Source organism: Rhodococcus sp. NPDC055024 (genome assembly GCF_053608585.1).
Genome location: NZ_JBSGVT010000006.1, coordinates 57980 through 83316 on the forward strand (window position 1 = coordinate 57980; position 25337 = coordinate 83316).

A 25337-nucleotide genomic window follows, 5' to 3' on the forward strand; every position below is an offset into this window, starting at 1 on the left:
GTGGGGCGGGATCCGGTCGGATCCCGCCCCACAGTGTTACCTACCTGGAACTGTTGCCTTACTTGGACTTACGAGGTCCCGGCATAACCGCACCTGGGCGGGCGGTGGTCAACCGCGTGACCCAACCACTGACGGGCCACTTCTTCAGGCCGACGTTGTGGGGGGTGACTTCCGTTCCGACGTACTTGGCAGCAAGCTCGTCGTCGACGGTTCCGTTGAACCGCCACAGTTGGCTACCGTCGGCGTTGCGCGTGGACACCTCCCACGACTGAGCGCGGAATGCACCACGAATGATGCTGTCCGCAAACACCAGAACCGGGATGCCGATCTCGGCGCGGACAGCCGCCCCGGCAGACCACTCGGCGCGCGCGAGTTCGTAGATCTCTTCCGGCGTTGCTCCCGGACGAGCCGATGCCGGTACATGAAGGACGATGCTCGGTGTCGGGAGTTCCGGCGCGGGATCCGCCGAGTACCGCAAGGCGAGTTCCTCGACGCGGGTCGCACGGGTGTCCTTGTCCGACGTGTCGCCAGCGAGGTTGGTCAGCCCGTCTCCCGCGTCGGTGATCCGCAATGCTTCCGCGATTCCGCGAACGATCTCTCCCGTGGTGGCGGCCGAATCGGTAGCGGCAGAGACCGAGCGGAGAAGTACGAAGTGCTCCACCGCCGAACCTGCGTCGTAAATTTCGCGGATCCGAGCGATCTTGGCTGCGGTCACTGCAGTATTCGCCTCGGCCGGGCCGTCCGCACCTTCGAGGTTCGCGAGTTCACCGAGCGCTTCGAACACCGGCGCGAACACCTGATTTCCCGTGCCGTGCCCAACATGGAATATCTGGTCGTTTCGCGGGTCGCGCAGGGCGAAGACGTACTGCCCCAGCCTCTTCCCGACCTTTTCGGTAAACGGCTGCGGAGCCGGCTTCCGGACGACGACCTCGGTGGACAGAGTGCGCATCACGGCCAGACGGAGTGCGTCGGGCACGCTACTGGAGCCGGCAGCACCGGAAAAGATTGCCGCCGAAGCAGCGCTGATCGAGGTGAACGTGCGACCGACTTGCTTCTCGAGAGAGGCAGAGACCGTACCGACGGCAGTCAGTTTTGCATCAAGGGTGGCGTCACCCTCGACAAGAAACTCCTTGATCAACGGAGCAACGAGCAGGGTGGAGCCGATAGCGCGAGGAACTGTCCAGACAATAGCCATGGCACGAGCCTAGGCGATCACTTCGAGACGCGAGGCGAACGCGTCTCAGCCCGCCGCTGCCGGTCCGGCCAGTCCCTGCACAAGAAGGTTCCACGCCGAGTGCGCGACTTCTCTTCGCGAGCTCTCGGCGGTCCGTTCCATGATCGCGGCAAACATGGCGATCGCCAGGATCACGCCCTCAGCAGTGACGGACTCGCGTATCTTCCCAGCTCGACGCGCCTCCTCGAGGCGTCCTTCGAGGAGATCGGTCAGGCGGGTGCCTGCCGAATTCAGTCGAGAGTCGCCGAAGGAGACGGGCTTGATGACCTCCACGAACACGATGGAGGTGGTGATCTGGTCGACCAACAAACGAAAAAGATCGTCGAGAGTCGAATCCGGATCGGCAGCCAGGTCTTGCAGTTCGACGATGTTCTCGTCGAACACCGCGAGGGCAAGGCTTTCGCGAGTGGGAAAGTGCCGGTAGAGGCTGCCCTGGCCGACGCCTGCCGTGCGGGCGATCAGGCTGAGCGGAGCAGCAAAACCCTGAGTGGCGAACACCTCGCGAGCTGCTGCGATGAGCGCCGCACGATTGCGCGCCGCATCTCTCGGCCCTCTGTTGAGGGATCCGCTATTGACGCGGCCAGACGATGTCACGCACACTACGATACCAACCGGACAGCATTGTCCGGTTGGTTGCGGCCCGACACCGGTTCACACCCCGACCCGACCGTCGTGAGCGCTCGAACACGCGCCTGCCCTCCGTGCTGCCTGTCCGTGAGGCACGTCTGTCCGTGAGATACGAAAGGCAATCCCGCACCGGGAGTTGGACTCGATGAAATCGTTCACGACCATCAGAACCAGATCTGCCATCGCGCTCGTCGCATTGATCACCATCCTTCCGGTGTGTGTTGCCGCTGCCGAACCCGCCGCTGCCCCCGGCTCCATCCTCGAGGCTTCAGGCGTCGGCTCGAATGCAGCAAGTCGCGCGGAATGCGGGCCCGGTTCGATGCCCGAGACAGGATTGCAGGGCGATGTGCCCGCCGAGGACCGAAACAGCGGACGCAGCCGAGACGGATACAGCTGCAACATGTCTCAGATCGGCGGCTACTCGGGTCGCGGCGGCGGAATCACGTCCACCAACTTCGAACACTGCTCGTACGTCGGCAGCTTCTTCCCCGGAAACCTCCTGGGCCCCGCGCAGGGTGTCCAAGTTCTCGACGTATCGAATCCTGCCAACCCCGCACTCACCGCTACCCTGACCGAACCCGCGATGCTCGCCGGAACGTGGGAGAGTCTCAAAGTCAACACCGCACGAAAGCTGCTGGTGGGCACGGGCGTTCCGCTCTTGACCGGCGTCGGCCTGATGTCGGTCTACGACATCTCCGACTGCGCGCACCCGAAACTGCTCAACCCCGGACCCGGAACCGATCTGGGAATGCTGCTGCCCATCACCAACCACGAAGGCGGATTCTCACCGGACGGGAACACATACTGGTCCTCCGGCACCGCGCCCGGTGTTGTGAGCGCCGTCGATCTCACCGATCCCGCCAACCCCCGCGTCATCTGGCAGGACCTCATCGGGTTGTCGACCCACGGCTTCGGCATCAGTCCCGACGGAAATCGCATGTACCTGTCGAACAATCTCGGCGGAATACATGTTCTCGACATCAGTGAGGTTCAGCGCCGCGTCCCGAATCCGCGAGTGCGCCAACTGTCCCAGCTCTCGTGGACCGACGGCTGGGCCACCCAACACAGCATTCCGGTCACCTACGACGGTTCGCCGTACCTGTTCACCGTCGACGAGGGTGGTTCCGGCGGCGTCAAATTGATCGACGTCTCGAATGACAACGAACCGTCCGTCGTCAATTCGGTGAAGCTCGAGATCAATCTGCCGGAGAATCAGGACGCTGCACTGGCGTCCGCTGCCGGTGGATCCCTGTTCGCGTACGAATCGCACTACTGTTCGGCCGATCGCCCAGTCGACCCGACGGCGCTGGCGTGTGGATGGATCTCGAGCGGGATTCGGGTTTTCGATGTTCGAGATCCCTTTGACGTCCACGAAATTGCGTACTTCAACCCACCCGCCCGAACCGGCGACAATCTCCAACTCGCCAACTCGCCGCACGCTCTCGCCTCGCTCATCGGGGTACCCATTCTCAGCACGCCGGCAATTGCGCAGTCGATCGCGCAAGGTCAGTTCGACCCCGGCCAAGCGCTGAGTTCGCGGTCAGGCATGGTTGCTCTCGGCGACATCTCCACCGATTGGTGCTTCTCCCCACCCGAATGGCGAGGGACCACGTTGTGGGCGACGTGCGCCGACAACGGCTTTGTTGCCATGCAGCTCGAAAACGGTGTCTACGCACCGCCCTCGAACCAGAAAACGACTGTCGGATCATGACGGCTACGCGATCGGTCAAAGCCGTCGCGCTGGTGGCTGCGGCACTGATGCTGCTCGTACTCGGCGCAGCATTGCGTCCCCTGTTCGCGCCCGAGAACCACACGCAGACAGCTGTTCTGAGCGAAACCGAAATCGGATTCGTGCACGACATGGCGACACACCATCAGCAGGCCCTCTTCATCCTCGCGCGTCTGAATCCTGATGTGAACCCGGCGGTGACGAGACTGGCCCAGCAGATCGACGATGTTCAGCGAACCGAGATCGGTGTCATGCTCGGTTGGCTCCGACTGGCGGATGTGCCACCGAACAGTAGAACGCCGATGGAGTGGATGGAAGTATCCGCGAGCGGTACTGGCGATGGCCATCATCACGCGGCACCCGCTGCGCCCGACACCGACACCGAGGTCATGCCAGGAATGGCTACGACCGAGGAACTCGAGAGATTGGGCGCCGCTCGAGGCAGCGATGCCGAGGTTCTGTTCCTTCAACTGATGGAACGCCACCACCGCGGCGGGATCGCCATGGCGCAGGCTGCCGATGCCCTGCTCGAGCGTGGACCGGTAAAACAGTCGGCCCGCGACATGATCAACACCCAGAGCCAGGAATCCGGGCTGATGACACTGATGCTCGGACAACGAGGGGCACAACCACTGCACTGACCCGCCCGCGCACTGACTACCATGGGTGTCGACCTCCGAACTACCGCGCCAACCGCGACGACGCCTCGTCCAGAAGGAATCGACACTTCATCATGACCCTGCTCGTCCGCGGAATCGAATGGTCGAACCCGACAGCACCGCGGATCCGATGCGTCGACGACACCACTTCCGCTACGACGTTCTTCACTCACGACTCGGTACTGCGATTCTCCGTCGACAAAGCGAAGGGCCGCCGTTGCCTCGGGTGGCGAGATCTCACCGCAGAAGGTCCAGGCCACTCGCCGTGTGACCGCGGGGCCACCGTCGTTGCCGGACGCCAATGCGATCGGTGCCGAAATCGTGAGGGGTTCACCACAGTTCATCAGGCACACGTCAGCGGTGCGCACATTCATCCGAACGTGCGTACCTACCTCGCACAACCACAATGGCTCTACGTCGACGTATTCGCCGGCGGTCAGATGAAGGTGGGGACGGCGTCCGAGTTCCGCAAGCATCCGCGAGTCGCCGAGCAGGGAGCAGTCTGCGCGTTGTTCGTCGCACGGTCGACAGACGGTTACAGCATCCGTTCACTCGAAGCCCGGGTGTCGGAAGAGTTCCACTTGAGCCAGGCCATACGTACGTCTCGAAAGATTGAAGCGCTGACAGGATCTTTGGATCGCGAAAAAATCCGAAAGTCGTTGCATCACTTCGTATCGTCGATCAAAGACGAGTTGAAGGACATCGGAGTGGACATCGACGGCATCGAGATCCTGGAGGCTCCCGAAGAATGGACGGCGCCGGCGTGCGCCGACATAGTCTTCGATGCGGCACCGTTGATCGCGTATCCGCACACTTTCGAGTCCGGGGAGCATTCTCTGTATTTGGAGGGCCTTGCCGGGTCGATCGCATCGCTGCGGATCGACACCGACCCTGAATCACCACGCTTTGTCGCGGACGTGTCCGGACTGGTCGGTCGAACCATCACCGTCGGCGAGTTCGTATCCCCTGGCGTGGCGATTCAGGAATCGTTGTTCTGAAGGTAAGTCAGCAGCTTCCTGCGGTCGCTGCGGCGAATCCGCGAGTGACCTCGGCCTGCTCGTCGGCAGACAAGCTCGACCATTCGGGATAAGCCTGGATGGACGTCATCATGTCGTTTGCCAATGATTCACGCGTCATACCCATTTCCTCACCCGACTGGTCGATTGCCGGCTGGTACGCGTCGAGGTACCGGAGAACGTCGGCGCAGGCTTGCGCGTATGTCCGCGGCAGCGCCGAGCTTGCGTTCGGGTCCGAAGGAACCTCCACCGGAGCGCTCGACTCGACCGAAGGTGCCTCGGTAGTCATGTCCGACGACGTTGCCGGAGCCTCGGATGACGCCGTCGGCGTCGCCGTGGTGGTCGCCGAAGCGGAGGAAGTGAGTGTTCCGACCTCGGTCGGCTTGTCTCCGTCAGAACCGCAGGCAACCAGCGCCACCAGCGAGCAGGCACCGATGAACCCGGTGATCGTTTTCTTCATCCCTCAAGGATGCCAGAGGGCCACTGAGGTTCGAACGGACCGGCATCGCCGATCAGCGACAATCGCCCGCGCAGCCTGCCGAATCCGAGCGCCTCGTCCTCCCGTCTGCGGTATTGGACCGTATACCGCCTTCGCAAACCCATGCTACGGTGATTTAACTGCAAAGTAACTACGGGTGGGTTTGTCCGGTCTGCCGCGTTCATCCGGAACGCACCGATCGGAAAGAGTTCGTCTTTAAGGGGCTGGAACGAGTGGGACTTTTTCGTCGACGAGGTTCCCGGGAGGATGATGACGATCGCGGGCAAAACCTCGATCGCAGCGATCCCGGGTACGCCGCCTGGTTCGCGAACGTCGCCGACGGGGGCGGTCAACCGATTCCGTATAAGCGACCACTGACCGCGCCGGTGTATCCACAACTCCAGCCGCCGGTCCCGGACTACGAGACAGACACGCGATGGCCGCTCAACGCACCCCCTGGAGACGGCTGGCTGCCCGCAGACCGCATCGACGAATTCGAGTCGTCGAACGGCCGCTCATCTGCGCATAGCGGAGCAGGCCCCCAAATCTCACAGGCTGAACAGTTGCCGCCCGGCCCACCCCCGACGCCGCAACCAACGATTCCACCTCGAAATGTACCGATGACTTCACCACCGAAGCATCACCTGGAGTCGCCCCGCGCGGCTCTGCCCAACCAAGGAGAAGTAATGAGCAACATCGACAAAATCCTCGGCGAATTGATGCGCATCGACGGTGCCAGCGGTGTAGCCGTCGTCGACGCCGACAGCGGAATGGTTCTCGGCATGAGCGGCAACCCGTCATTCAGCCTCGAGTACGCCGGCGCCGGTAACTCCGAGGTTGTGCGAGCAAAGCTCCGCACGATGAGTAACTTGGGGATTACCGACACCCTGGAAGACATCCTGATCACCCTGAGCAACCAGTACCACCTCATTCGTGTCCTCGAGACGCCCGGACTCTCGACGCTGTTCGTGTACCTCGTCCTCGACCGCGCACGTGCGAACCTGGCACTCGCTCGCCACAAGCTGGGCGAACAGACCCCCAAGATCGAGATCTGAAGCTTCCACACCTCCCGACAAGGCCCGGAGATCGCCGCACGGCGACAACCGGGCCTTGTTTGTTTCGCATCGTCGACTTGTGTACCTCCGGCGGGCACCGATACTGAGACCGTGACTATCGCGGACACTCCTTGCGTGTGGTTGACCACCCTTCGAACTGACGGCTCGCCGCACACGACTCCGGTCTGGTTCTTGCTGCGTCAGAACACATTCTGGATTCCGAGCGCCGAAAGGAATCGGAAGGTCCGGAACTTGCTGGACGATCCTCGGGTCTCCTTGGCGGTTGACGGCTCCACACGCGACCCGTGGGTCGCACAGGGTCTCGCAACAATTCATCGCAACATCGACGAGTTCGGTGATCTCCTGCGACTTTTCGGCAAGAAGTACGACGGATGGGACGCCGCAGATGAGACTCGCGACGGCCCGCGAGTTCTAGTCTCCGTCCCGGTGAAGCGGTGGCTACTTCGACCGGACTGACGGGAGGTGCCGGTTCAGCCCGAAATGTCGCGAATGACATACTTGTAGTTCATCTCTCGAAGAAATGGACTCTCGCACATGGCACGCACGGCACATCACAGGCGCGGCATCACCGGCGTCACCATCGGCATCGCTGCCGTGATCGTGCTGGGAGGCTGCGCCAATTCCAAGGCCGATGCACCCGAAACATCTTCTCTCGGTTCAGGAATCGGATCCGGCGTCACGACGACGGTATCGGCCGGAACTTCGGCTCCCTCGTCCGCCGCAATTGAACTGCTGGCACAGATCCCCATCAAGGGACGCGCACCCAAGACCGGATACGACCGTGCACTGTTCGGTACCGCCTGGACCGACGACGTCACCGTCGAGTTCGGCCACAACGGCTGCGATACCCGAAACGACATCCTGCGGCGTGACCTCACCGACCTGACATTCAAAGACGGTTCCAAAAGCTGCTCGGTCCAAACCGGTACGCTCCGTGACCCGTACACGAACAAGACCATCTCCTTCACCCGCGGCCAGGACACGTCTTCTGCAGTCCAGATCGACCATGTTGTCGCACTCTCGGACGCCTGGCAGAAGGGCGCCCAGCAGCTCGATACGCAAACGCGAACCAATCTCGCCAACGACCCTCGAAACCTGCGCGCTGTCGACGGACCCACGAACCAGAAGAAGTCGGATTCCGACGCGGCGTCGTGGCTGCCACCCAACAAGGCCTACCGCTGCCAGTACGTGACTGCTCAAGTGGAAGTCAAAGCGGCATACGGTTTGTGGGTCACCCAAGCCGAACATGACACCATCGCCGACATTCTCACGACCTGCTGAAACTCTTTACGGTGATCAGAGTCCAGTGATCAGCGGCCCTTGATCAGCGGCCCTTGATCAGATACCGCACAATCGCCATTCCGAGCGCGAGCCCCAACACGGTGGCCAGCGCTGCAACGAGACCGTGACCGGTCAGTGCAACGAACACACCGGTAACGATCGCGACAACGGCGATGATCCCCGCGTCCACTCTGCTTTGACCACGTTCAGGCATGGCACTCTCTCGTGCTGTCAGGTCCGTCCGCTCCCCTCGTAGCGGACGGACCCAGCGGCAATCTGTCGAAATGCGCGAACTTCTGGTGGCCTCACCGGGCTGACTTTGCGGGCGGTCCTGCGAGGCCGGCACGTCCCCCGGAGCCAACTCACATCGGTTCACGAAGTCCGTACCTTCGCAGAATATACCGAGTGGTAGGTAAATACCGAGGGCCAAAGTCCCTGGTCGTCGACTCATGCGACGAGTGGTCGGCAACTCGAGACGAACGAGCGCATCCGCGAGCCGAGTGTTCAGTCGAAATGGCAAGAACAGCCATATCCGATATTCATGTCAATCCAGGAGACGTCTATGACCCGAAAAGTGATCCGAGGTCCAACGATCCGATTGACGACACTCTCTTCCAATCAGCGCAATATGCGGTGGTGAAGCGAGAATCCGTCAAGAGAATCGTGACCGTCGCCGGTTCGAGGGTGCTTTCGAACTCGAGGACATTCAATTCACCGTCGCCGCCAACTTTTGCTCGGCCGTAAATGCATGGCATGTCAGCCGATTCGGGTCCAGAAGTCGTGTAGGTTCCCGGCAACACCTCCCACGGCACGTCGAACAGCCCGTGTCCGGGAATGCTTCCCGGCGCTGCTGAAGCCGTAGACGTCCCGATCATTGCCACACTGACAGCTACTGCCGCAGCGGACGCGAGCAAACCAACCTTGCGCATTTTCCCTACCTTGTTCATACCTGAACCGCAGCGGCGAGTTCGAAGGCTTGTTGATGTAAGAACCCGCGGATCGCGCAGTTCTTCAACCAACGGTAGTAAAAGGGCACGAGTTTTGGTGAGCTACCTTTTGTGGTTCCGGCCCGGTTTCCGTGACGGAGACTCCCATTGAGAAAAACAGGGAACGCCGGCGTTGCGGCTCTCGACATGATTCGAACCTGTCATTCCAGTATTCGACCACACCCAGATTCGAGCCGAAACGTCGACGCTCCCCTGCCGTTTGGGTGACTCAGCCTCCGAGTGAGCCCGTCGGCAGCTTCGAGAAGATGTCACCGAGGCTTCCGGTTCCGCCCGGTGTTTCCGGATCCGTCGGATCCACCGGCTCGACGACGATGACACCAGGCACGGTGACGGTCACGGTCTTGTCCGCAGATTCCGAAGAACTGAACTTCTTGGTACCCAGAAACTTTGCGGTGATGCGATGCTCGCCCTGGTCGCGGAACGGCCAGACCAGTTCAGCATGGCCATTCGAATCGACTGCGGCGCTGCCGATCTTGGTATCGCCGTCGAAGAACTCGACTGTTCCCTCACCTGGATTCGGGTCGATGCTCGCCGCGATCTTGACGTCTTCGCCCGTCAGTGCCTCTAGTGCGACAGCGACCGTCGTCTCGGTCTGGTTGGTCGAGAAGACCTCTGTAGTCGAGAGGGCGCCGCGTCCGTCGCCCGAAGCAACACAATACCCAGCGGCATTGACCCATCGGGACTCGCCGAAGCTCATGCTTGTGTCTTTGATCTTGATAGTCGGGCTCGCAGCCCCTCCGCGCAGGTGCGTCGTCGCATTGCCCTCGTCGGAGCGAGCTTCGAGTTTCAATTCGACTGCCGGCAGACGGAAGTCCGTGTTGGCCTTGACCTGCAGCCCTTCCTTGGGCTTGTTGTCGTTCGCGCTCGGACCGTCGTTGACAGTTTTGTTGCTGGTCCCGGTAATGCGCAAATATTCACCGGTGGCGTTCGCATTTCCGTCTGCACCCACACGGAGCAGTACCGCAGCTTCGCCGGTCAAGTTGGACGACGAACCACCGACGAGGGAGTACGAAACCAGTGTTGCCCCTTGCGGAAGCGCAATGTCGTACTTGATTCGACCGGTGTCCGAATCCGAACTACGCATGGTGCCGGGATGGAGTTTCACCGTGAACTGCTCGCCGGGACGCACGGATGTGGGCGCCGTGACCTCCATGTTGTCGGAGAACGACGAATCCCAATCGGTGGCGCCGTCGACCCGGCACTTGTGTTCGAAGGAAACTGTACGAGTCACGGCATCGGATGCTGCTGCTGCCGGCGCGGACACAGCGAGGAGTCCGGCCGCGAGAGCGGGTACGGCTGCGCAAACAGCCAGAGAACGGGGGTTCATGTATTGCCTTTCAAAAGAACTCGGGCATCGAGTGTTCGGTGAAGTAGATCCGTGATCACTTGCCGCCGAGCGAACCCGTCGGCAGCTGCGGCAGAACGGACTCGAGGCTGCCCAGACCGCCCGGCGTGCCCGGATCGGTCGGGTTAGGATCGACCGGACCTGTTGAATCGCCGGTGACGGTGAGAATGTGTGCCGCCGACATGTGCTTCGCCTCGTCACCGGTAGCGGTGAACACCGCAGTCACAGACTTGATTCCGGCCTTACCGAAGGTCAGATCCAGGCGGGCGATACCGCGAACCACCGGCCGCGGTTCGCCGGCGGGCTTGCCGTCGACCATGAACTGGACTGTTCCCGTGGCATTTTCCGGTTCGACGTGAGTAGCGAAGGACACTTTGGTGCCGGTTACGGCGGTAGCCGGTCCCTCGAGTGTGGTCACGATGTCGGTACCGGGCTCAGGATCGACCGGTCCCAGGTCCCCGTCGATTTTTGTCGACGCCAGGCTGCCGGCACCGGCATTGAGAGGGCCGGTCTCGCTGTCGCGGGGTGAGCAGGACGTAGGCGCCCAGATCGTTCCCGCGAGCCAGTGACCGACCTGAGGGAGGAAGGTCAAGAATGACTCCGGCCCACCGAAAGTACCTGCAGCGCCCGAGGTCCGGACATTGGTCTCGACCACGCCGGAAGACCCGGCCTTCACGGTAATTCTGATCTTCGGAAAGACGATGTTCGTCTCGGCACCGGACTGAGCATTGATCGCGAGACCACCGTGCGCTCCCGACGACGATGACGGACTGTTGCCGATCGCTTCGTTTGCGCCGGACAACCGGAGTATCGAGCCGTCAGGAGTGGGAGTGCCGTCTTCGTTTACACGAATCACCGAAGCAGGTTTCCCGGCAACGACATTGCCCGGATCGGTGACCACCGCCGAGACGAACTCCGCGTTGGCCGGAATCGGAAGATCGATCTTCAGACGTGAGATCTTCTTGACACTTGCGCCGCTCACATCGTTCGGGATCTGGACGCTACCCGGATCGACGTCGATGTCGAAGACTTGACCTGGCGCTACGACCGACGGAGCCGAGACCCGCACCGTGGCAGGCTTTCCGTCTGACGACGGCCCGGAGAACGCACTCGGAACTGCGCGGCACGTGACCTGAAAAGTTGTCGACGTGGTTTCTGCAACGGGTGCCGCGGTCGCCGGAATCACGGCCACCGCGGTTCCACCGGCAAGGAGGCCGGCTAGCAGCGCAGCATTCAGTAAGCGTTTTGACATGATGTCCTCTCGGAACAACCTGATTGACGTTTGCCGCCGAACTGTAACGGAGCGAACGCCCGAATTGGCCAGTTTTCGATCAACAAAAACCACACAGTAGGTAAATACTTGGTAAGGGTTACCGGCCGTCACATCTGACAGCCAACGCGAGCCTTCCCTTTCCGCTGAATCGAAAAAATCGAGATTCATTGCAGCGAAATAGAATTCGATCGACACTCGCATTGCTGTCAAATTCTCGTTCACACTCTACCCTTACGGGAGGGTAGAGTCTGAGAACCTCGTCAGGACGGAATCTCATGGCAGTAACCACCGCTTCATCCACCATCGACAACTCGGTACGAACCGCGCTTCGGTCACCTCGCCGACTCAAAACCGAAGTCTTGGCCGGACTGGTCGTGGCCTTGGCATTGATCCCCGAAGCGATCTCGTTCTCGATCATCGCCGGGGTGGATCCGCGGGTGGGGCTGTTCGCCTCGTTCACGATGGCTGTGACCATCGCCGTCGTCGGCGGACGACCTGCCATGATCTCCGCGGCCACCGGCGCCGTCGCACTGGTCGTCGCTCCACTGACGCGCGAGTACGGAATCGACTACCTGATCGCGACAGTCCTCCTGGCCGGCCTCCTCCAGATCGTGTTGAGCCTCCTCGGCGTCGCAAAGTTGATGCGTTTCATCCCGCGCAGCGTCATGGTGGGATTCGTCAATGCACTGGCCATCTTGATCTTCATCGCCCAACTCCCCCACCTGATCGATGTTCCGTGGCTCGTCTACCCACTCCTGATGATCGCCCTGCTGGTTCTCGTGTTCTTGCCGAAACTGACGAACGCGGTCCCGGCTCCGCTGGTGGCGATCGTGCTACTGACCGCCGCCACAGTCGTTTTCGCATTCGATGTTCCCGACGTCGGCGACGAGGGCGAACTTCCGTCGAGCCTGCCGACGCTACTGTTCCCCGACGTCCCTCTGGAAATGCACACACTGTCGATCATTGCTCCGTACGCGTTGGCCATGGCGCTCGTCGGACTCCTGGAATCGTTGATGACCGCCAAGCTCGTCGACGACGTCACGGATACCCACTCGAACAAGACCCGAGAAGGGTGGGGCCAAGGCGTCGCGAACATCGTCACCGGCTTCTTCGGAGGCATGGGAGGGTGCGCGATGATCGGCCAGACCATGATCAACGTGAAGGTCTCCGGCGCTCGCACTCGGATCTCGACCTTCCTCGCCGGCGTGTTCCTGCTGATACTCGTGGTCGGCCTCGGCGACGTCGTGGCGTTGATTCCGATGGCCGCATTGGTGGCCGTCATGATCATGGTCTCGGTCGGCACTTTCGATTGGCACAGCATCAATCCGAAGACACTGCGCCGCATGCCGATCGGCGAAACAACGGTCATGCTGGTCACCGTGGCTGTCACCGTCGCGACCCATAATCTCGCCTACGGAGTGATCGTCGGAGTGATTGCCGCGATGGTGATCTTCGCCCGCCGCGTCGCGCACCTCACCGAAGTTGTCGACGTAGCGCATCCGGACGAGGACACCCGTGTCTATGCGGTTCGAGGCGAGTTGTTCTTCGCATCGAGCAACGATCTGATCTACCAGTTCGACTACACCGGCGACCCGAAGAACGTTGTCATCGATCTCTCCGAGTCTCATATCTGGGACGCGTCGACCGTGGCGACTCTGGACGCCATCACCACCAAGTACGCGGCCAGAGGCAAGAAGGTCGAGATCGTGGGCCTCGACGGCGCGTCGGCCGAGCGCCATCTGCGCCTGTCCGGTCGTCTGGGCGACGGTCACTGAGAGGATGGAGGCCGAGCGCGACGAAAGTGGGAGTGATGTCTGAGCCGGAACACACAGGCCAGGGGCAGAACATGCAGATCGGTCAGGTTGCCGAGCGCACCGAACTGTCGATCAAGACGATCCGTCATTACGACGAGGTCGGTCTGGTGACCCCGTCCGAGCGGAGCGCCGGAGGTTTCCGCCTGTACACCGAAGCCGACGTCCAGCGGCTACTGGTGATCCGACGAATGAAGCCGCTCGGATTCAGTCTCGAAGAAATGAAACAACTCCTCGATTCTCTGGCAGTGCTCGGTGACGAGGGTTCGGACGCGTCAATGCGAACCGGTGCAACCGAATTCGTCACCGCCTGCCATACCCGAGCGGAAGAAAGCTGCATACACTTACGTAAGCAACTCGCCTACGCCGAAGAACTGACGGGATTGCTCGCCGACCACAGTCTGAACGGTGAACGGCATTCGTGATCTGCGGCCTGAACTAAGCTGGGTTGATGGCCCGATACTTCGACGTACATCCCGAAAACCCGCAGCCGCGCGCGATCAGCCAGATCGTCGAAATGCTGCGCAACGACGCGGTCATCGCCTACCCCACCGATTCCTGCTACGCCTTGGGCGCCCGAATGGACAATCACTCGGGCACCGATCGGATCCGCGAGATCCGTCATCTGCGGTCGGATCACCATTTCACGCTCGTCTGTGCCGACTTCGCGCAGCTCGGGCATTTCGTCCACGTCACCAACTCGGCGTTCCGCGCGGTGAAAGCGGCCACCCCGGGCCAATACACGTTCATCCTTCCCGCCACGAAGGAAGTCCCGCGGCGGCTGGCACACGCCAAGAAGAAGACCGTCGGAGTGCGCATTCCCAGCCACCCGGTAGTGCGTGCGCTCCTGCAGGAACTGGGTGAGCCGATTCTCTCCAGCACCCTTCTGCTGCCCGGCGCCGAGGAGCCGATGACAGACGGCTGGCAGATCAAGGAAGAACTCGACCACCAGCTCGACGCGGTCATCGACTCGGGTGACTGCGGAACCGAACCCACCACGGTCGTCGACTATTCGTCCGGTGTCCCCGAGATCGTGCGCGTCGGCGCCGGAGACCCTTCTCGTTTCGAGTAACCGTCGAGGTCGGATTCACGTTCTTCGAGAGCGGAAGGCCGCCGGAGAAGTCCCGAACCGTTCTTTGAACAGTCGCGAGAAGTGGCTCGCGTCGGAGAAACACCACCGAGTGGCGATCGAGGTGATCGAGCAGTTCGTTCGACGCAAGTCCTCGCGCGCCCTGGCCAACCGCCTCGCCCGTACCGTTCCGTTGAACGTCTCGCCGGAGCGGCCGAACACTCGCTGGACCGTGCGGGCAGAGACCGCATGTGCGTCGGCAACAGAGGTCAACGACAACGCCGGATCGCTCAGGTGCCCGTCGATCCAGGCGTCGATCGACAGGCGCAGCGCGGCAGAACCGGATGCATCATCAGTTCTCCTGCTCACCGCACCATCGAACAGCTCGAGGGTGGCATTTCTGGCCGCCGATACCGCAGATTCAGGAAGTTCATCCAGCGAATCGGCCAGCATCGACAGGTAGGAAACCAACAAACGCACTGACGGCGAGTTCCGTTCCAACGCGCCGCCGAAGGCCGGCCACTGTCGACCCGATACTTCTGCCAGGGCTGTGCGCGGAATCAGCAGATTGATCGAACGAACCGACTCCAGCACCTCGAACTCGGCTTGATTGTGCGTATCCCACAGAACTACGTCACCAGCGCCCACGAGAGTCGTCTCACCTGCTCTCGTCAACGCTTCGCGTCCAGACTGGATTGCGATCAGCACCACCCAGTCTTCGGTCGCGTCGGATACCTGAGTTGGTGTTCGCTTTCCTGCGCACGGATCACAACTGAGATCGACGAGACCGAAGTCGTCCAGCGAGCGCCTCCGCACCGATGCGGTGAATCTCTCGCGGAGATCCGAACGGGACACCTTTACGTCGAGGGGAACAAATTCCTCTCTCAGACGAGATTCCCACCATTGGCCCCACATGCCGGCAGGAATGCCCTCGGCAGCCTTCTGTTCCGACCCGACGACAACCACAACTTAGATTAGCGCAGATTCACTTCAGGGGTCGACGGAAACGGCACGAAAACACCAGACCGTGGCGCGCAGATGCATGACCGAGGCCCCCGGCGAGAGACAGCATGTGTCCAGGAGCAGACGAGAAGACACTGCGCCGCGAAGCACGCTCGAAGGGAATGTCGATGAAGGCGAAGGCAGCAGTGCTGTGGGAGCACAACACACCGTGGAGTGTCGAGGAGATCGAGCTCGCAGATCCGAAAGAACGAGAAGTCCTGATCAAAGTGGTCGCCAGCGGAATGTGCCACTCCGACGATCATGCAGTGACCGGTGATCTGGCAGTCCCGCTCCCCGTGATCGGTGGCCACGAAGGCGCGGGCATAGTGGAGAAGGTCGGCCCCGGCGTGAGAGACGTCGAGGTGGGCGATCACGTCGTCCTCTCGTTCATTCCCTCGTGTGGACGCTGCCGCTGGTGCGCAGTCGGACAGAGCAACCTCTGCGACCTCGGCGCCATTCTGATGGCCGGCGCGCAGGTCGACGGAACGTACCGCGCGGCAGCACGCGGGAAGGACGTCGGAACCTTCTCGCTTCTGGGCACTTTCGGCAATTACACGGTTGTGCCGGAAGCGTCGGTCGTGAAGATCAACAAATGGATTCCCCTCGAGAAGGCCTGCCTCGTCGGTTGCGGAGTCACCACCGGTTGGGGATCTGCCGTCAACACCGGAGAGGTCTCGCCAGGCGACTCCGTGGTCGTCGTCGGAATCGGTGGGATAGGTGGAAGTGCCCTCCAAGGAGCGAAAATCGCAGGCGCGAGGCACATCGTGGCAGTCGACATCTCGCCGGACAAGAAAGCCATGGCCGAGACTCTCGGAGCAACACACTTCGCTTCGTCGATCGACGAAGCCATGACCCTGGTCAACGAATTGACCTGGGGTGTCATGGCTGACGTCGCGATCCTGACCGTCGGGGTGGCGAGCGGCGACATGATCCAGCCGATGGTCGGACTGATCCGCAAGGGTGGGCGCGTGGTTTTGACGGCGGTCTCACCGATGGGCGCCACCGACACACAGTTGCACCTCGCCGAAATGACCCTGTTCCAAAAACAGCTCCGCGGAAGCCTGTTCGGCGAATGTAACCCTCGCGCCGACATTCCCCGACTACTCAACCTCTACGAAGCCGGGCTGTTGAAGCTCGACGAAATGGTCACCACCGAGTACCACCTCGAAGACATCAACCAGGGCTACGACGACATGAAGTCGGGAAAGATCATGCGCGGAGTCATCATTCACGAACACTGATCACCGATCAGTCACACCTGTCACGGCGTGACTCCGCGCACCTGTCACGGCGTGACTCCGCGCACCTGTCACGGCGTGACTCCGCGCACCTGTCACGGCGTGACGATATCGAACCACAGATCAAAATCCTCCAGCAGCGAGATGAACGTCTCCAGTTCGGACTGATCGCCCACCGCCGTTGCCGTTCCGGTGGTGATGGATTCGGTAAGTGAGGTCGTCCCCAGATACACCTCGTTGAACACCGCACGGGTCAAGGTCAGAGTCAGGGAGGCCGACGCATCTGCCTTGTCCGTGTCGTAGTTCAGCACGCCGTTGCGCACTGTCACCAGGACGTTGTCGGCAGTGTCCGACAATACGAATCGCAACGACAGGTCGACGTCGGCGGCCTTCGGGCCGTCGAGGCGAACCGCCCAGAAGTCCAGCATCTGCTCGAGTGGCATCACTGCGACAACGGCCGGGCCGGTGGGGTTGTTGGACGGCATCGGTGCCAGCGGATGCCGCAATTCCATCGCTCCGACCAGGTAGAAGTTGCGCCACGTACCGTTCTCGGCCTGGTAGCCGAGCTGTTCGTACGTGTCCGCCAACAACTCTCGCGCTTTCTGATTGCTCGGATCGGCGAAGACCAGATGGTTCACCAACTCCGCCGCCCAGCGGTAGTCGCCGGCATCGAACGCCTGCTTGCCCTTCGTCAGGAGCGCGTCCGGTCCACCGACGGCTTCGACGTACCGCTTGCCGTTCTCCACCGGCGGATGAGGATTGAGGTGAGCGGGAACGCCGTCGAACCAACCGAGATAGAAGGTGTAGATCGCCTTGACGTTGTGGCTGAGCGAGCCGTAGTACCCGCGGTTGTACCACTGCTTTCCGATGGCGTCGGGCACCTCGATCTGGTCGGCGATCTCGACGGGTGTCAGTCCCTTGTTGGCAAGACGCAACGTCTGGTCGTGGAGATACTTGTACAGGTCTGCCTGATCCGACATGAGCTTGCGAATCTTCTCATTGCCCCACGTGGGCCAATGATGCTGCGCAAAAATGATTTCGACGTCGGGGAAGAGCTCCATCGCCAGACGAACGTAATGCGACCAGGCCTTCGCGTCGCGAGTCTTGGCGCCGCGCAACGTGTATAGATTGTGCATCGTGTGTGTGACGTCCTCAGCCGAACCGAGCGCCTTGAAATCTGGTAAATAGAAGAGCATTTCGGATGGTGCTTCGGTTCCCGGCGCGAGCATGAACGTCACGCGCACACCGTCGATGACCTCTTCGTGCACCGGTTCGGTGATGACGTCGGTAGGCACGGCGAACGTCGAAGTGCCGTGCGAAGTGGACAGGCCGAGACCACCGGATACCTGCCCTTGTGGCCCCGGACGCAGGAACGATCCGTACATGTACATTCCGCGACGTGTCATCGCCGTGCCGGCAAGTACGTTCTCGGAAATCGCTTCCTCCGTGAAACTGTCTGGTGCGTAGACCTTTACGGCACCGGACTCGATCTCTTCGTCGGTGACAAATCCTTTGACACCGCCGAAGTGATCGCCGTGGGAGTGCGTGAAGATGATTGCCTTAACCGGAACCTTCGGGCGGTGCTGGTAGTACAACTCCAGCGCGAGAGCGGCTGTTTCCGCGGACATCAGAGTGTCACCGATGATCAACCCGGTGTCGCCCTCGATGATCGTCGTGTTCGACAAGTCCTGGCCGATCACCTGATACAGACGATCAGCCAGCTTGAACAGTCCACCGCCCTTTCCCATCAAAGTGGCTTGGCGCCACAGACTCGGGTTGACGGTATCCGGTGCATCGCCGTCGGCGAACCCGTAGGCGTCGTACGAGAAGATGAACTGCCCTTTGTCACCTTTGACCAGTCCGCCATCGATGAGCGGTGCCACGAGACCTCGAGAAATCAGTTCGAAGTCGAAGGTGTCGTCGAAAGGAAGGTCACGGAGAACCTGGGCGTTTGCCAGGCGAGTCGCTTCGGTGGCGGGCTTGGGGTCGAGTTCGGACGGTGTAGTCATCTTCTCTTACGCTCCTCGGGAACTCGCGGTGACCTGTGTCGGGATATCGGTTCATCCTCGATCCCCACGCAGCCCTCGCACATCACCCGGAAGGGATGATCAGGTGGCCCGTCCAGCAATCAACAGCGCAACGACGAACTCACGCACCAACGTCCGCTCGTCGTTCTCGTCCGCCCCCGGCACCATGAGCAGCGAGAGAATCACCCGCACGATCCAGCGCGCCCGCGACGCTGTGCCTGCTCCGAGTTCACCCAGCATCGCGACACCAAGTCCGTTGATGACGTCGGATGAATTGGCAAGTTCACCGGCAAGACTCGCATCACCCGGGGTGAACCATGCAGCCAACGTCGGAGTGCTACGCACCGCGGACACTGCAGTGAGTATGGCCGTCTCCAGACGCTCACTCGGATCGTCGATGGTCGCTACCGATTCCGCGATCGCAGTTCCCAGCCTGCGAGCTTCGCGGTGAACGAACGCAATGTGAAGAGCCTGCCGATTCTCGAAGTACCGATACAGAGTGGCCCGAGAACATCCTGCAGCAGAGGCTATCTCCGCCATACCGACCGCGTTGACGCCTTTCGCGACGAACAATTGTGCCGCGCTGTCGAGGATCTTCTCGGCTGCCGCCAAGGCGCGCCCCTCGCCGAGCCAGTCGTTACTCATGGCCGAGTCACCGACATCGGAGCCGAGAGCGGACGGCGCACGTAGTTGCCCGGCGCGTATTGCATCGCGTCGATGTCGACATGGAAGTCGGGAATCCGGGAAAGCAACTCTTCCAAAGCAACTCGCGCCTGCATTCGAGCTGCCGATGCGCCCAGACAATGGTGGGCGCCATGGCTGAAGGTGAGGATCTTCTGCGGTCGACGCAAGACGTCCAACTCCGCCGCGTCGGGTCCGTACTTCTCGGGATCACGATTGGCCGCACCGTACATCAGCAGAACCTTACGTCCTGCCGGAATCACTTTGCCGCCCAAGGCCACATCTCGCGTCGTGGTGCGTGCCAGTCCTTGGACCGGCGAGGTGAGTCGAAGCAACTCGTCGACCGCGTCGGTGATCAACGCGGGATCGTCCAGCAGGATCTGACGCTGGTCGAGGCGTTCGGTCAGCATCGCCACCGAACCACCCAGCATTCCTGTCGTGGTGTCGTTTCCACCGGCCACCATGGTGAAGGCAAAGCCCAGAATCGACAGCAGGCCGGACATGTCGCCGTCTTCACCGAGTCCAGCGGCGAGTAGGTGCGAAATCGTGTCGTCACCCGGTTCGACCTTGCGGCGTTCGATCAGCGAAGCGAAGTACATCATCAGCTCACCGGTGGCGGCCTGCGCCGTCGTCGCTGCCGCGGCCACACCACCTGCCGAATTGGCAGCAACAATGGCTTCGGTCCAGCCGTCGAACTGGTCACGGTCCGATTCCGGCACACCCAGATAGTGTGCGACAACCATCGACGGCAACGGTTTGAAGAGCTCGACGACGATATCGCCGCTGCCACGCGCTTTCAACGCCTCGATACGTTCGACGACAAATTCGCGGACCATCGGCTCGACCGCCGAGACCTGACGCGGAGTGAAACCCTTCGACACCATGCGCCGGAACTCCGACTGCACTGGCGGATCCTGCATCACGAACGGCGGATTGTCCTGCATCCCGATCTGTTCGAGTTCACCGTAGACAGTGGTCAATCCCTTTGCCGACGAATACGTCTCGTAGTCGCGAGCGGCGTTGTAGACGTCTTCGTGACGGGTGAGCACCCAGTAGTCGTCCTGCGGCGCAGCTTCCGGCACAACGTTGTGCACCGGGTCGTTCTCGCGCAATGCGTCGTACATGGCCCAGGGCGAACGCCAGGACTCCCCGGTGGAAGGTACAAACCGTGGCGAATGTGACACAGAGGTTGTCATGACTCGACTATGAGACAAATAGTCGAATGTGTCAACGTTCTACGATCAACCGTTCGTACGAGCGGCATTGCGTAACTCGCATCCACGCAGAGCACTATCGTGTGTCGGGTGATCACGGATCCGAAGAATCATCCGAACAGCTCTGACGCCGGGCGCCGCGCCGTGGTTGCGGTCCTGCTCCCCCGCGAACATCTCCCCTTCATCAGGGACTGGTGCCTGCACCACATCGAACAAGGCTGGGAGGTTGTTCTCTACGACAACACCGGCTCCGTCGGGTCCACCCGCAAGACAAGCGCATTCAGTCTCAACCGTTGGCACGGCCGCAGCGAGGACAAGAGAGGCAACTCTTACGGCGCCTTCACCCGATCGATGTCGGACAGTGAAGTTCAGGTCGCATTCCGCAAAGAACTGCAAGATCTTCCGGTGACGATCATCGATTGGCAACCGCGCGACGCGGACGGTCGGATCGTGCACGGACAGGTGGAGGCCTACGTCGATTACGTGATCCGATACCGCGACACCGTCGCCTGGGCAGCATTCATCGACGCGGACGAATACCTCCAACACGCACCAGGATTGGACTGGGAGGTACTACTCGGCGGCGTTACTCGAGACGATTCGCACCGAGTTGTTCTCGATGCGCTGGTCTACGAATCCAGGTGGACGCGCGATGGGCAGCTACGAGACGTCGACACGCTCAAATGCCTTGGGCTACAAAGCCACGGTTGCAAGAACATACTGAGGCTGTCGGAGATTGTTCGAGCGGACGTCCACTGGGCCTGGAAGACAACCGAACCCGACACTTTGGTCCGGCCAGACAGATCGCTGTACTACTTCCGCCACTACCGCGGTTCGGAAGCGACACTCGACTTCACTCCGTTGCCGAACTTCGGACCTCAGGTCTACGAAGAAGGCGTGGATGTTCCGGCAACGATTGACGTATCACAAAAATGAATGTGCCTGCAAGGCACAGGTATTCATGTTCGGATAAACCTCCGGCCCGCGTCCACGAAGGCATTGCCTTCAGGTCGCGGGCCGGAGTGCTACCTATCCGAAAAACGGATCAGGAAAGCGACTGTGCAGCGGTGACTGCAGAAATGATTGCGATAACACCAGCGAAGAGACCGGCAACTCCGCCGATGCCCTTGCCGATTGCTTCCCAAGCCTTGAGGTCGTCTGCTGTGGAACCCATGTCTATCTCCTCATCATGGAATGTGTGCGCGTGCCTCGCGCCAGGTGTGTAACGGCGCTCACATTATCTGTAAGACGCCCGATTTTAAAAGTCGTACCACCAAGTGGGATGTAGATCACATCTCGCCCAGCAGGACGCCGAGACAAATATTGCACGGAGCGGACAACTATTCGACAACCGCTAAATGACGAGCAGGAGAACAGCAGTGGGCAAGTTGGATGGAAAAGTGGCCCTGATCACTGGCGCAGGGCAAGGCGTCGGCCAGGGAGTTGCGTTTGCGCTCGCCAAGGAGGGCGCTTCCGTCGCGGTCGCGGGCCGCACTGAGTCGAAACTCGTCGTCACATGTAACGAGATCGCCGAACGCGGAGGCCGTGCCGAACCGGTGCTCATGGATATCGCCGACGCGGATTCCATCACCGGAGCCGTGGCGCGAACGGTGGAACTGTTCGGCGGCGTCGACATTCTGATCAACAACGCCAGCCTCAACCCGCTCGGCAACATCCTCGACCTCACTCCGGAGCGCCTTGCCGACGGACTGACGTCGGGCCCCGTCGCGACGCTGCGAACAATGCAAGCGTGCTACCCGTTCATGAAGGAGCGCGGCGGCGGGGCGATCATCAACATGGTCAGTTCCGTGGCCGTCCGCTGGGACGCTGCCGGCTACGGCGGGTACGCGGCCGTGAAGGAATCCGTCCGAGCCCTCAGTCACGCGGCAGCATGCGAATGGGGCGTCGACGGGATCCGGGTCAACGCGGTTGCTCCCCACGCGTCGTCGCCGGGGCTGCAGCGTTGGGCAGATGCACGCCCGGAAGAGGCTGCCGCTTTTGTTGCCGGTATTCCGCTCCGCAGGATCGGAGACTGCGAGACGGACATCGGCACCGCGGTGGCTTTCCTGGTCGGCCCGGATGCCGCGTATCTGACTGGAGCAACAATTCCGCTCGACGGTGGTCAGTCGCGCTGGGGCTGAGAGCTGGCGTCGTCGAAGGCAAGCACCGCCGACTTGGCTTCGGCGATCGGGCGGCGGAAAACGAAACCGACCAGAACGGATGCCAAAACCAGCGCGGCCAGAACAATGAGCCCGACCATCCACCACATGGTTTTCAGTATGCCCGAACCGACCTCCGCCGGACGCGCGCCACGGCCGTCGGAAAGCGGCGACAGCCTCGAAAAGTGCTGAACACCAGTCAAATTCCGTTTTGCCCGTTTCCTGAGCTTCTTGAGAATCCGTGATAGAGGACACATATTCGGATCCCGAACCGGAACGAGTGCGTGACTACGACGACACCTCGGTGCATCCTGGCAGGTATGGAATCCGCTGTTTCGGCCCAACTCGCCGACGGAAGCACCCTCACGCACCCGTGGGGCGGGACAAGCAACATCACCGATCTTGGCGGTGACGTTCACTGGATCGACTTCGGCGGTCCCAGCGGAGCGCCGCCCATCGTCCTCGTTCACGGTTTGGGCGGCTCACATCTCAACTGGGTGCGGGTGGCACCAGCGTTGGCCGCACGCACGCGCGTGTATGCATTGGATCTCGCCGGATTCGGACTCACCTCTGCTGGTGGGCGGCACACCGGCGTCGATGCCAACGCTGCGCTCCTGAATCGCTTTCTCGACACAGTGGTGGGTGAGCCCGCCGTCCTGTTCGGCAATTCCATGGGCGGAATGGTCTCGGCAATGTCGACCCACGCCAGTCCCGAATCAGTGGCCGGCCTGGTCCTGGTGGATCCGGCCCTCCCCCTTCCCGTCCAACTGCCCGACCTGACCGTCGCCGCACAATTCGCGCTCTACTCGATGCCGTACGTCGGTGAGCAGGTTCTAGGCTTCGGACGCCGAAAGATGTCCGACCGGCAGTTGGCCGCTCAGATGACCAGATTGTGTTTTGCCGATCCGACACGAGCCGACCCCGCGGTCCTCGACGCGGGCGCTGCCTTGACGGCGATTCGCCGCAACGAACCTTCCCAGGATGCCGAATTCCTTCAGGCAGCACGGTCACTGCTGATGACCCTCGCCCGTCCTGCCTCCTATCGAAAGACATTGCGAGAGATCACGACTCCGACGCTCCTGATGCACGGCGACCGCGATCGGCTTGTCCCGGTCGAGGCCGCTCGGGCAGCCGCTGCTGCACATCCACACTGGACCACCATCATTCTCGGCGACACCGGCCACACCCCACAGTTGGAGATTCCGGACGAGTTCACCCGTCATGCGCTCGCGTGGCTCGATCGCACGGGGCTGATCAGGAGCTGACACGTACCGGCACTCCCCCCGGTGGAACAGCCTTGCCGATCGAGCAAGTGCCCCATCAACTTCGGAGTATCAAGAACGATTCGGCGCTCGTCTACGTTGGCGGGTCCGGCCCACCGGGGAACGCGAAACGGTCACATACCCCAAAGCTCTCGAACCCTGGGAATGTGTCGGGGTACGCGCGTAGCGTGAGATTCAGGCCTTCCTCGGCCAAGCATTTCCGCGTCCCCTGCTTGTGTATCCGTTTCGGTTAAGGAGAGTTTTCAGATGCCCGCACGCACAGCGCTCGACGGAACACCCTGTTGGATCGACCTCACCAGCTCCGACACCGAGGTTGCCAAATCCTTCTACACCAACGTGTTCGGCTGGCAGGCTGACACAAACGACGATCCGCAGTACGGCGGCTACGCGATCTTCAGCAAAGACGAGCAGCCCATCGCCGGGCTCGGACCCCAGCAGGAGGGAAACCCCTACGGCAACGTGTGGACCACCTACATCTCCTCGACTGATGCGGCAGCGTCGGCGTCCAAGGCCCAAGCCGCGGGCGGAACGATCATGATGCCGTCAATGCAGGTCGGTCCTCAGGGCAGCATGGCGATCGTGGGCGATCCGGCCGGTGCCGTCGTCGGCATCTGGCAGGCAGATCAGCACCACGGCTTCGGTTTGGTCGGCGAGGCCGGAGCGCCGGTCTGGCACGAGACATTGTCCAAGAACTACGCCGCGGTCCTGCCGTTCTACACCGACGTGTTCGGCTGGACTTACGAGTCGATCGGCGACAGCGACGAGTTCCGGTACTCACAGGCCAAGCAGGGCGACACCGTCGTCGCCGGTTTGATGGATGCCAGCTCGTTCCTCCCGGCAGAGGCGCCGTCGTTCTGGCAGGTGTACTTCGGGGCGGACGACACCGATGCGGCCGTCGCCAAGGTCGTCGAATTCGGCGGCAGCGTCTTGCGCGATCCCGAGGACACGCCCTTCGGTCGTCTCGCGTCGGTGGCCGATCCACTAGGTGCCAAGTTCCAGATCTCCACGATCATGGAATGAATCTCCGCGCGGAGGCCGCACCGGTCCGCGGTCTCTGCGCGCTGATCATCTGGAAAGTCCGGATTTGACCGCACAGATTTGAACACTCGCCCAGAAGGTATGCAGTTT

At 61.4% G+C, this 25337-nt stretch carries 26 protein-coding genes and 1 pseudogene; 14 read left to right on the top strand and 13 right to left on the bottom strand.

Features of this window, described 5'->3' with window-relative positions:
• Positions 1-58 precede the first annotated feature (58 nt).
• Positions 59-1195: a GIY-YIG nuclease family protein gene (locus ACWF6P_RS14785; protein WP_452621484.1), complete on the bottom strand. Its 1137-nt coding sequence runs from the start codon at positions 1193-1195 to the stop codon at positions 59-61.
• A 45-nt stretch (positions 1196-1240) separates the two neighbouring features.
• On the bottom strand, positions 1241-1828 hold the full coding sequence (locus ACWF6P_RS14790) for a TetR family transcriptional regulator (protein ID WP_452621485.1): 588 nt from the start codon (positions 1826-1828) through the stop codon (positions 1241-1243).
• 178 nt (positions 1829-2006) lie between these two features.
• Here ACWF6P_RS14790 and ACWF6P_RS14795 point away from each other — a divergent pair, with 178 nt between their 5' ends.
• From ACWF6P_RS14795 to ACWF6P_RS14805, 3 genes are all read left to right on the top strand, one after another.
• A complete protein-coding gene (locus ACWF6P_RS14795; protein WP_452621486.1) occupies positions 2007-3572 on the top strand; it encodes an LVIVD repeat-containing protein in 1566 nt (521 codons plus the stop codon).
• Complete coding sequence (locus ACWF6P_RS14800) at positions 3569-4231, top strand: DUF305 domain-containing protein (RefSeq protein ID WP_452621487.1); 663 nt, start codon at positions 3569-3571, stop codon at positions 4229-4231. The genes ACWF6P_RS14795 and ACWF6P_RS14800 overlap by 4 nt, the downstream gene beginning before the upstream one ends.
• Before the next feature lie 92 nt (positions 4232-4323).
• Positions 4324-5247, top strand: coding sequence for a DUF2797 domain-containing protein (locus ACWF6P_RS14805; RefSeq protein ID WP_452621488.1), 924 nt, complete (start codon positions 4324-4326; stop codon positions 5245-5247).
• 7 nt (positions 5248-5254) lie between these two features.
• Here the strand turns inward: ACWF6P_RS14805 and ACWF6P_RS14810 are convergent, their stop codons facing one another.
• On the bottom strand, positions 5255-5725 hold the full coding sequence (locus ACWF6P_RS14810) for a hypothetical protein (RefSeq protein WP_378535545.1): 471 nt from the start codon (positions 5723-5725) through the stop codon (positions 5255-5257).
• A 704-nt stretch (positions 5726-6429) separates the two neighbouring features.
• Between ACWF6P_RS14810 and ACWF6P_RS14815 the strand changes: the two genes are divergently transcribed.
• The 3 genes and pseudogenes from ACWF6P_RS14815 to ACWF6P_RS14825 all read left to right on the top strand — a co-directional run.
• Positions 6430-6798 (top strand): hypothetical protein, encoded by a 369-nt coding sequence (locus ACWF6P_RS14815; protein ID WP_378448756.1) that lies wholly within the window; start codon positions 6430-6432, stop codon positions 6796-6798.
• Positions 6799-6909: 111 nt separating this feature from the next.
• A complete protein-coding gene (locus ACWF6P_RS14820) occupies positions 6910-7275 on the top strand; it encodes a pyridoxamine 5'-phosphate oxidase family protein (protein ID WP_378634925.1) in 366 nt (121 codons plus the stop codon).
• A gap of 78 nt (positions 7276-7353) precedes the next feature.
• Positions 7354-8097: pseudogene (locus ACWF6P_RS14825) on the top strand (HNH endonuclease family protein); the annotation flags it as partial.
• A gap of 46 nt (positions 8098-8143) precedes the next feature.
• Here ACWF6P_RS14825 and ACWF6P_RS14830 read toward each other — a convergent pair.
• The 4 genes from ACWF6P_RS14830 to ACWF6P_RS14845 form a co-directional block, all read right to left on the bottom strand.
• Positions 8144-8314: a hypothetical protein gene (locus tag ACWF6P_RS14830; protein ID WP_378535541.1), complete on the bottom strand. Its 171-nt coding sequence runs from the start codon at positions 8312-8314 to the stop codon at positions 8144-8146.
• A gap of 346 nt (positions 8315-8660) precedes the next feature.
• A complete protein-coding gene (locus ACWF6P_RS14835) occupies positions 8661-9029 on the bottom strand; it encodes a hypothetical protein (RefSeq protein WP_378535539.1) in 369 nt (122 codons plus the stop codon).
• 286 nt (positions 9030-9315) lie between these two features.
• Positions 9316-10434: an Ig-like domain-containing protein gene (locus ACWF6P_RS14840; RefSeq protein WP_452621489.1), complete on the bottom strand. Its 1119-nt coding sequence runs from the start codon at positions 10432-10434 to the stop codon at positions 9316-9318.
• A 55-nt stretch (positions 10435-10489) separates the two neighbouring features.
• Positions 10490-11704: an Ig-like domain-containing protein gene (locus ACWF6P_RS14845; RefSeq protein ID WP_378547457.1), complete on the bottom strand. Its 1215-nt coding sequence runs from the start codon at positions 11702-11704 to the stop codon at positions 10490-10492.
• Between the two features lie 296 nt (positions 11705-12000).
• On the opposite strand from ACWF6P_RS14845, the gene ACWF6P_RS14850 reads away from it, so the two are divergent.
• From ACWF6P_RS14850 to ACWF6P_RS14860, 3 genes are read left to right on the top strand one after another with little or no spacing between them, the layout of a single operon-like run.
• On the top strand, positions 12001-13500 hold the full coding sequence (locus tag ACWF6P_RS14850; protein ID WP_452621490.1) for a SulP family inorganic anion transporter: 1500 nt from the start codon (positions 12001-12003) through the stop codon (positions 13498-13500).
• 35 nt (positions 13501-13535) lie between these two features.
• The gene (locus ACWF6P_RS14855; RefSeq protein ID WP_452621491.1) at positions 13536-13961 is read left to right on the top strand and encodes a MerR family transcriptional regulator; all 426 of its coding nucleotides are present in this window, start codon (positions 13536-13538) and stop codon (positions 13959-13961) included.
• Positions 13962-13987: 26 nt separating this feature from the next.
• A complete protein-coding gene (locus ACWF6P_RS14860) occupies positions 13988-14608 on the top strand; it encodes an L-threonylcarbamoyladenylate synthase (RefSeq protein WP_003945756.1) in 621 nt (206 codons plus the stop codon).
• A 15-nt stretch (positions 14609-14623) separates the two neighbouring features.
• Here the strand turns inward: ACWF6P_RS14860 and ACWF6P_RS14865 are convergent, their stop codons facing one another.
• Positions 14624-15571 carry a helix-turn-helix domain-containing protein gene (locus ACWF6P_RS14865; protein ID WP_452621492.1) on the bottom strand — a complete coding sequence of 316 codons (948 nt, stop codon included), beginning with the start codon at positions 15569-15571 and terminating at the stop codon, positions 14624-14626.
• Positions 15572-15735: 164 nt separating this feature from the next.
• On the opposite strand from ACWF6P_RS14865, the gene ACWF6P_RS14870 reads away from it, so the two are divergent.
• Positions 15736-16848: an NDMA-dependent alcohol dehydrogenase gene (locus ACWF6P_RS14870; protein WP_452621624.1), complete on the top strand. Its 1113-nt coding sequence runs from the start codon at positions 15736-15738 to the stop codon at positions 16846-16848.
• A gap of 92 nt (positions 16849-16940) precedes the next feature.
• On the opposite strand, the gene ACWF6P_RS14875 is transcribed toward ACWF6P_RS14870, so the two are convergent.
• From ACWF6P_RS14875 to ACWF6P_RS14885, 3 genes are all read right to left on the bottom strand, one after another.
• Entirely contained in the window at positions 16941-18854 is a 1914-nt protein-coding gene (locus ACWF6P_RS14875; RefSeq protein WP_452621493.1) for an alkyl/aryl-sulfatase, read from the bottom strand.
• A 99-nt stretch (positions 18855-18953) separates the two neighbouring features.
• A complete protein-coding gene (locus tag ACWF6P_RS14880) occupies positions 18954-19517 on the bottom strand; it encodes a TetR/AcrR family transcriptional regulator (RefSeq protein ID WP_054826166.1) in 564 nt (187 codons plus the stop codon).
• On the bottom strand, positions 19514-20749 hold the full coding sequence (locus tag ACWF6P_RS14885; RefSeq protein ID WP_042920218.1) for a cytochrome P450: 1236 nt from the start codon (positions 20747-20749) through the stop codon (positions 19514-19516). The genes ACWF6P_RS14880 and ACWF6P_RS14885 overlap by 4 nt, the downstream gene beginning before the upstream one ends.
• A 108-nt stretch (positions 20750-20857) precedes the next feature.
• On the opposite strand from ACWF6P_RS14885, the gene ACWF6P_RS14890 reads away from it, so the two are divergent.
• Positions 20858-21703, top strand: a complete 846-nt coding sequence (locus tag ACWF6P_RS14890; RefSeq protein WP_452621494.1) for a glycosyltransferase family 92 protein — start codon at positions 20858-20860, stop codon at positions 21701-21703.
• 109 nt (positions 21704-21812) lie between these two features.
• Here the strand turns inward: ACWF6P_RS14890 and ACWF6P_RS14895 are convergent, their stop codons facing one another.
• Positions 21813-21941, bottom strand: a complete 129-nt coding sequence (locus tag ACWF6P_RS14895) for a hypothetical protein (protein WP_003945944.1) — start codon at positions 21939-21941, stop codon at positions 21813-21815.
• A 205-nt stretch (positions 21942-22146) separates the two neighbouring features.
• On the opposite strand from ACWF6P_RS14895, the gene ACWF6P_RS14900 reads away from it, so the two are divergent.
• Positions 22147-22908: an SDR family NAD(P)-dependent oxidoreductase gene (locus ACWF6P_RS14900; protein WP_452621495.1), complete on the top strand. Its 762-nt coding sequence runs from the start codon at positions 22147-22149 to the stop codon at positions 22906-22908.
• Here the strand turns inward: ACWF6P_RS14900 and ACWF6P_RS14905 are convergent.
• Positions 22890-23027: a hypothetical protein gene (locus tag ACWF6P_RS14905; protein WP_003945592.1), complete on the bottom strand. Its 138-nt coding sequence runs from the start codon at positions 23025-23027 to the stop codon at positions 22890-22892. The genes ACWF6P_RS14900 and ACWF6P_RS14905 overlap by 19 nt on opposite strands.
• 219 nt (positions 23028-23246) lie before the next feature.
• On the opposite strand from ACWF6P_RS14905, the gene ACWF6P_RS14910 reads away from it, so the two are divergent.
• Together ACWF6P_RS14910 and ACWF6P_RS14915 are read left to right on the top strand one after the other, a co-directional pair.
• A complete protein-coding gene (locus ACWF6P_RS14910) occupies positions 23247-24191 on the top strand; it encodes an alpha/beta fold hydrolase (RefSeq protein WP_452621496.1) in 945 nt (314 codons plus the stop codon).
• A gap of 264 nt (positions 24192-24455) precedes the next feature.
• A complete protein-coding gene (locus ACWF6P_RS14915; RefSeq protein WP_452621497.1) occupies positions 24456-25229 on the top strand; it encodes a VOC family protein in 774 nt (257 codons plus the stop codon).
• Positions 25230-25337 lie beyond the last annotated feature (108 nt).

What these genes read in the sequence shown, in the direction of transcription:
- ACWF6P_RS14785 (WP_452621484.1), bottom strand. Translation starts at nt 1,195, where the DNA reads ATGGCTATTGTCTGGACAGTTCCTCGCGCTATCGGCTCCACCCTGCTC.
- ACWF6P_RS14795 (WP_452621486.1), top strand. Translation starts at nt 2,007, where the DNA reads ATGAAATCGTTCACGACCATCAGAACCAGATCTGCCATCGCGCTCGTC.
- ACWF6P_RS14800 (WP_452621487.1), top strand. Translation starts at nt 3,569, where the DNA reads ATGACGGCTACGCGATCGGTCAAAGCCGTCGCGCTGGTGGCTGCGGCA.
- ACWF6P_RS14805 (WP_452621488.1), top strand. Translation starts at nt 4,324, where the DNA reads ATGACCCTGCTCGTCCGCGGAATCGAATGGTCGAACCCGACAGCACCG.
- ACWF6P_RS14810 (WP_378535545.1), bottom strand. Translation starts at nt 5,725, where the DNA reads ATGAAGAAAACGATCACCGGGTTCATCGGTGCCTGCTCGCTGGTGGCG.
- ACWF6P_RS14815 (WP_378448756.1), top strand. Translation starts at nt 6,430, where the DNA reads ATGAGCAACATCGACAAAATCCTCGGCGAATTGATGCGCATCGACGGT.
- ACWF6P_RS14830 (WP_378535541.1), bottom strand. Translation starts at nt 8,314, where the DNA reads ATGCCTGAACGTGGTCAAAGCAGAGTGGACGCGGGGATCATCGCCGTT.
- ACWF6P_RS14835 (WP_378535539.1), bottom strand. Translation starts at nt 9,029, where the DNA reads ATGCGCAAGGTTGGTTTGCTCGCGTCCGCTGCGGCAGTAGCTGTCAGT.
- ACWF6P_RS14840 (WP_452621489.1), bottom strand. Translation starts at nt 10,434, where the DNA reads ATGAACCCCCGTTCTCTGGCTGTTTGCGCAGCCGTACCCGCTCTCGCG.
- ACWF6P_RS14845 (WP_378547457.1), bottom strand. Translation starts at nt 11,704, where the DNA reads ATGTCAAAACGCTTACTGAATGCTGCGCTGCTAGCCGGCCTCCTTGCC.
- ACWF6P_RS14850 (WP_452621490.1), top strand. Translation starts at nt 12,001, where the DNA reads ATGGCAGTAACCACCGCTTCATCCACCATCGACAACTCGGTACGAACC.
- ACWF6P_RS14855 (WP_452621491.1), top strand. Translation starts at nt 13,536, where the DNA reads ATGTCTGAGCCGGAACACACAGGCCAGGGGCAGAACATGCAGATCGGT.
- ACWF6P_RS14860 (WP_003945756.1), top strand. Translation starts at nt 13,988, where the DNA reads ATGGCCCGATACTTCGACGTACATCCCGAAAACCCGCAGCCGCGCGCG.
- ACWF6P_RS14870 (WP_452621624.1), top strand. Translation starts at nt 15,736, where the DNA reads ATGAAGGCGAAGGCAGCAGTGCTGTGGGAGCACAACACACCGTGGAGT.
- ACWF6P_RS14875 (WP_452621493.1), bottom strand. Translation starts at nt 18,854, where the DNA reads ATGACTACACCGTCCGAACTCGACCCCAAGCCCGCCACCGAAGCGACT.
- ACWF6P_RS14880 (WP_054826166.1), bottom strand. Translation starts at nt 19,517, where the DNA reads ATGAGTAACGACTGGCTCGGCGAGGGGCGCGCCTTGGCGGCAGCCGAG.
- ACWF6P_RS14885 (WP_042920218.1), bottom strand. Translation starts at nt 20,749, where the DNA reads ATGACAACCTCTGTGTCACATTCGCCACGGTTTGTACCTTCCACCGGG.
- ACWF6P_RS14895 (WP_003945944.1), bottom strand. Translation starts at nt 21,941, where the DNA reads ATGGGTTCCACAGCAGACGACCTCAAGGCTTGGGAAGCAATCGGCAAG.
- ACWF6P_RS14905 (WP_003945592.1), bottom strand. Translation starts at nt 23,027, where the DNA reads ATGGTCGGGCTCATTGTTCTGGCCGCGCTGGTTTTGGCATCCGTTCTG.
- ACWF6P_RS14910 (WP_452621496.1), top strand. Translation starts at nt 23,247, where the DNA reads ATGGAATCCGCTGTTTCGGCCCAACTCGCCGACGGAAGCACCCTCACG.
- ACWF6P_RS14915 (WP_452621497.1), top strand. Translation starts at nt 24,456, where the DNA reads ATGCCCGCACGCACAGCGCTCGACGGAACACCCTGTTGGATCGACCTC.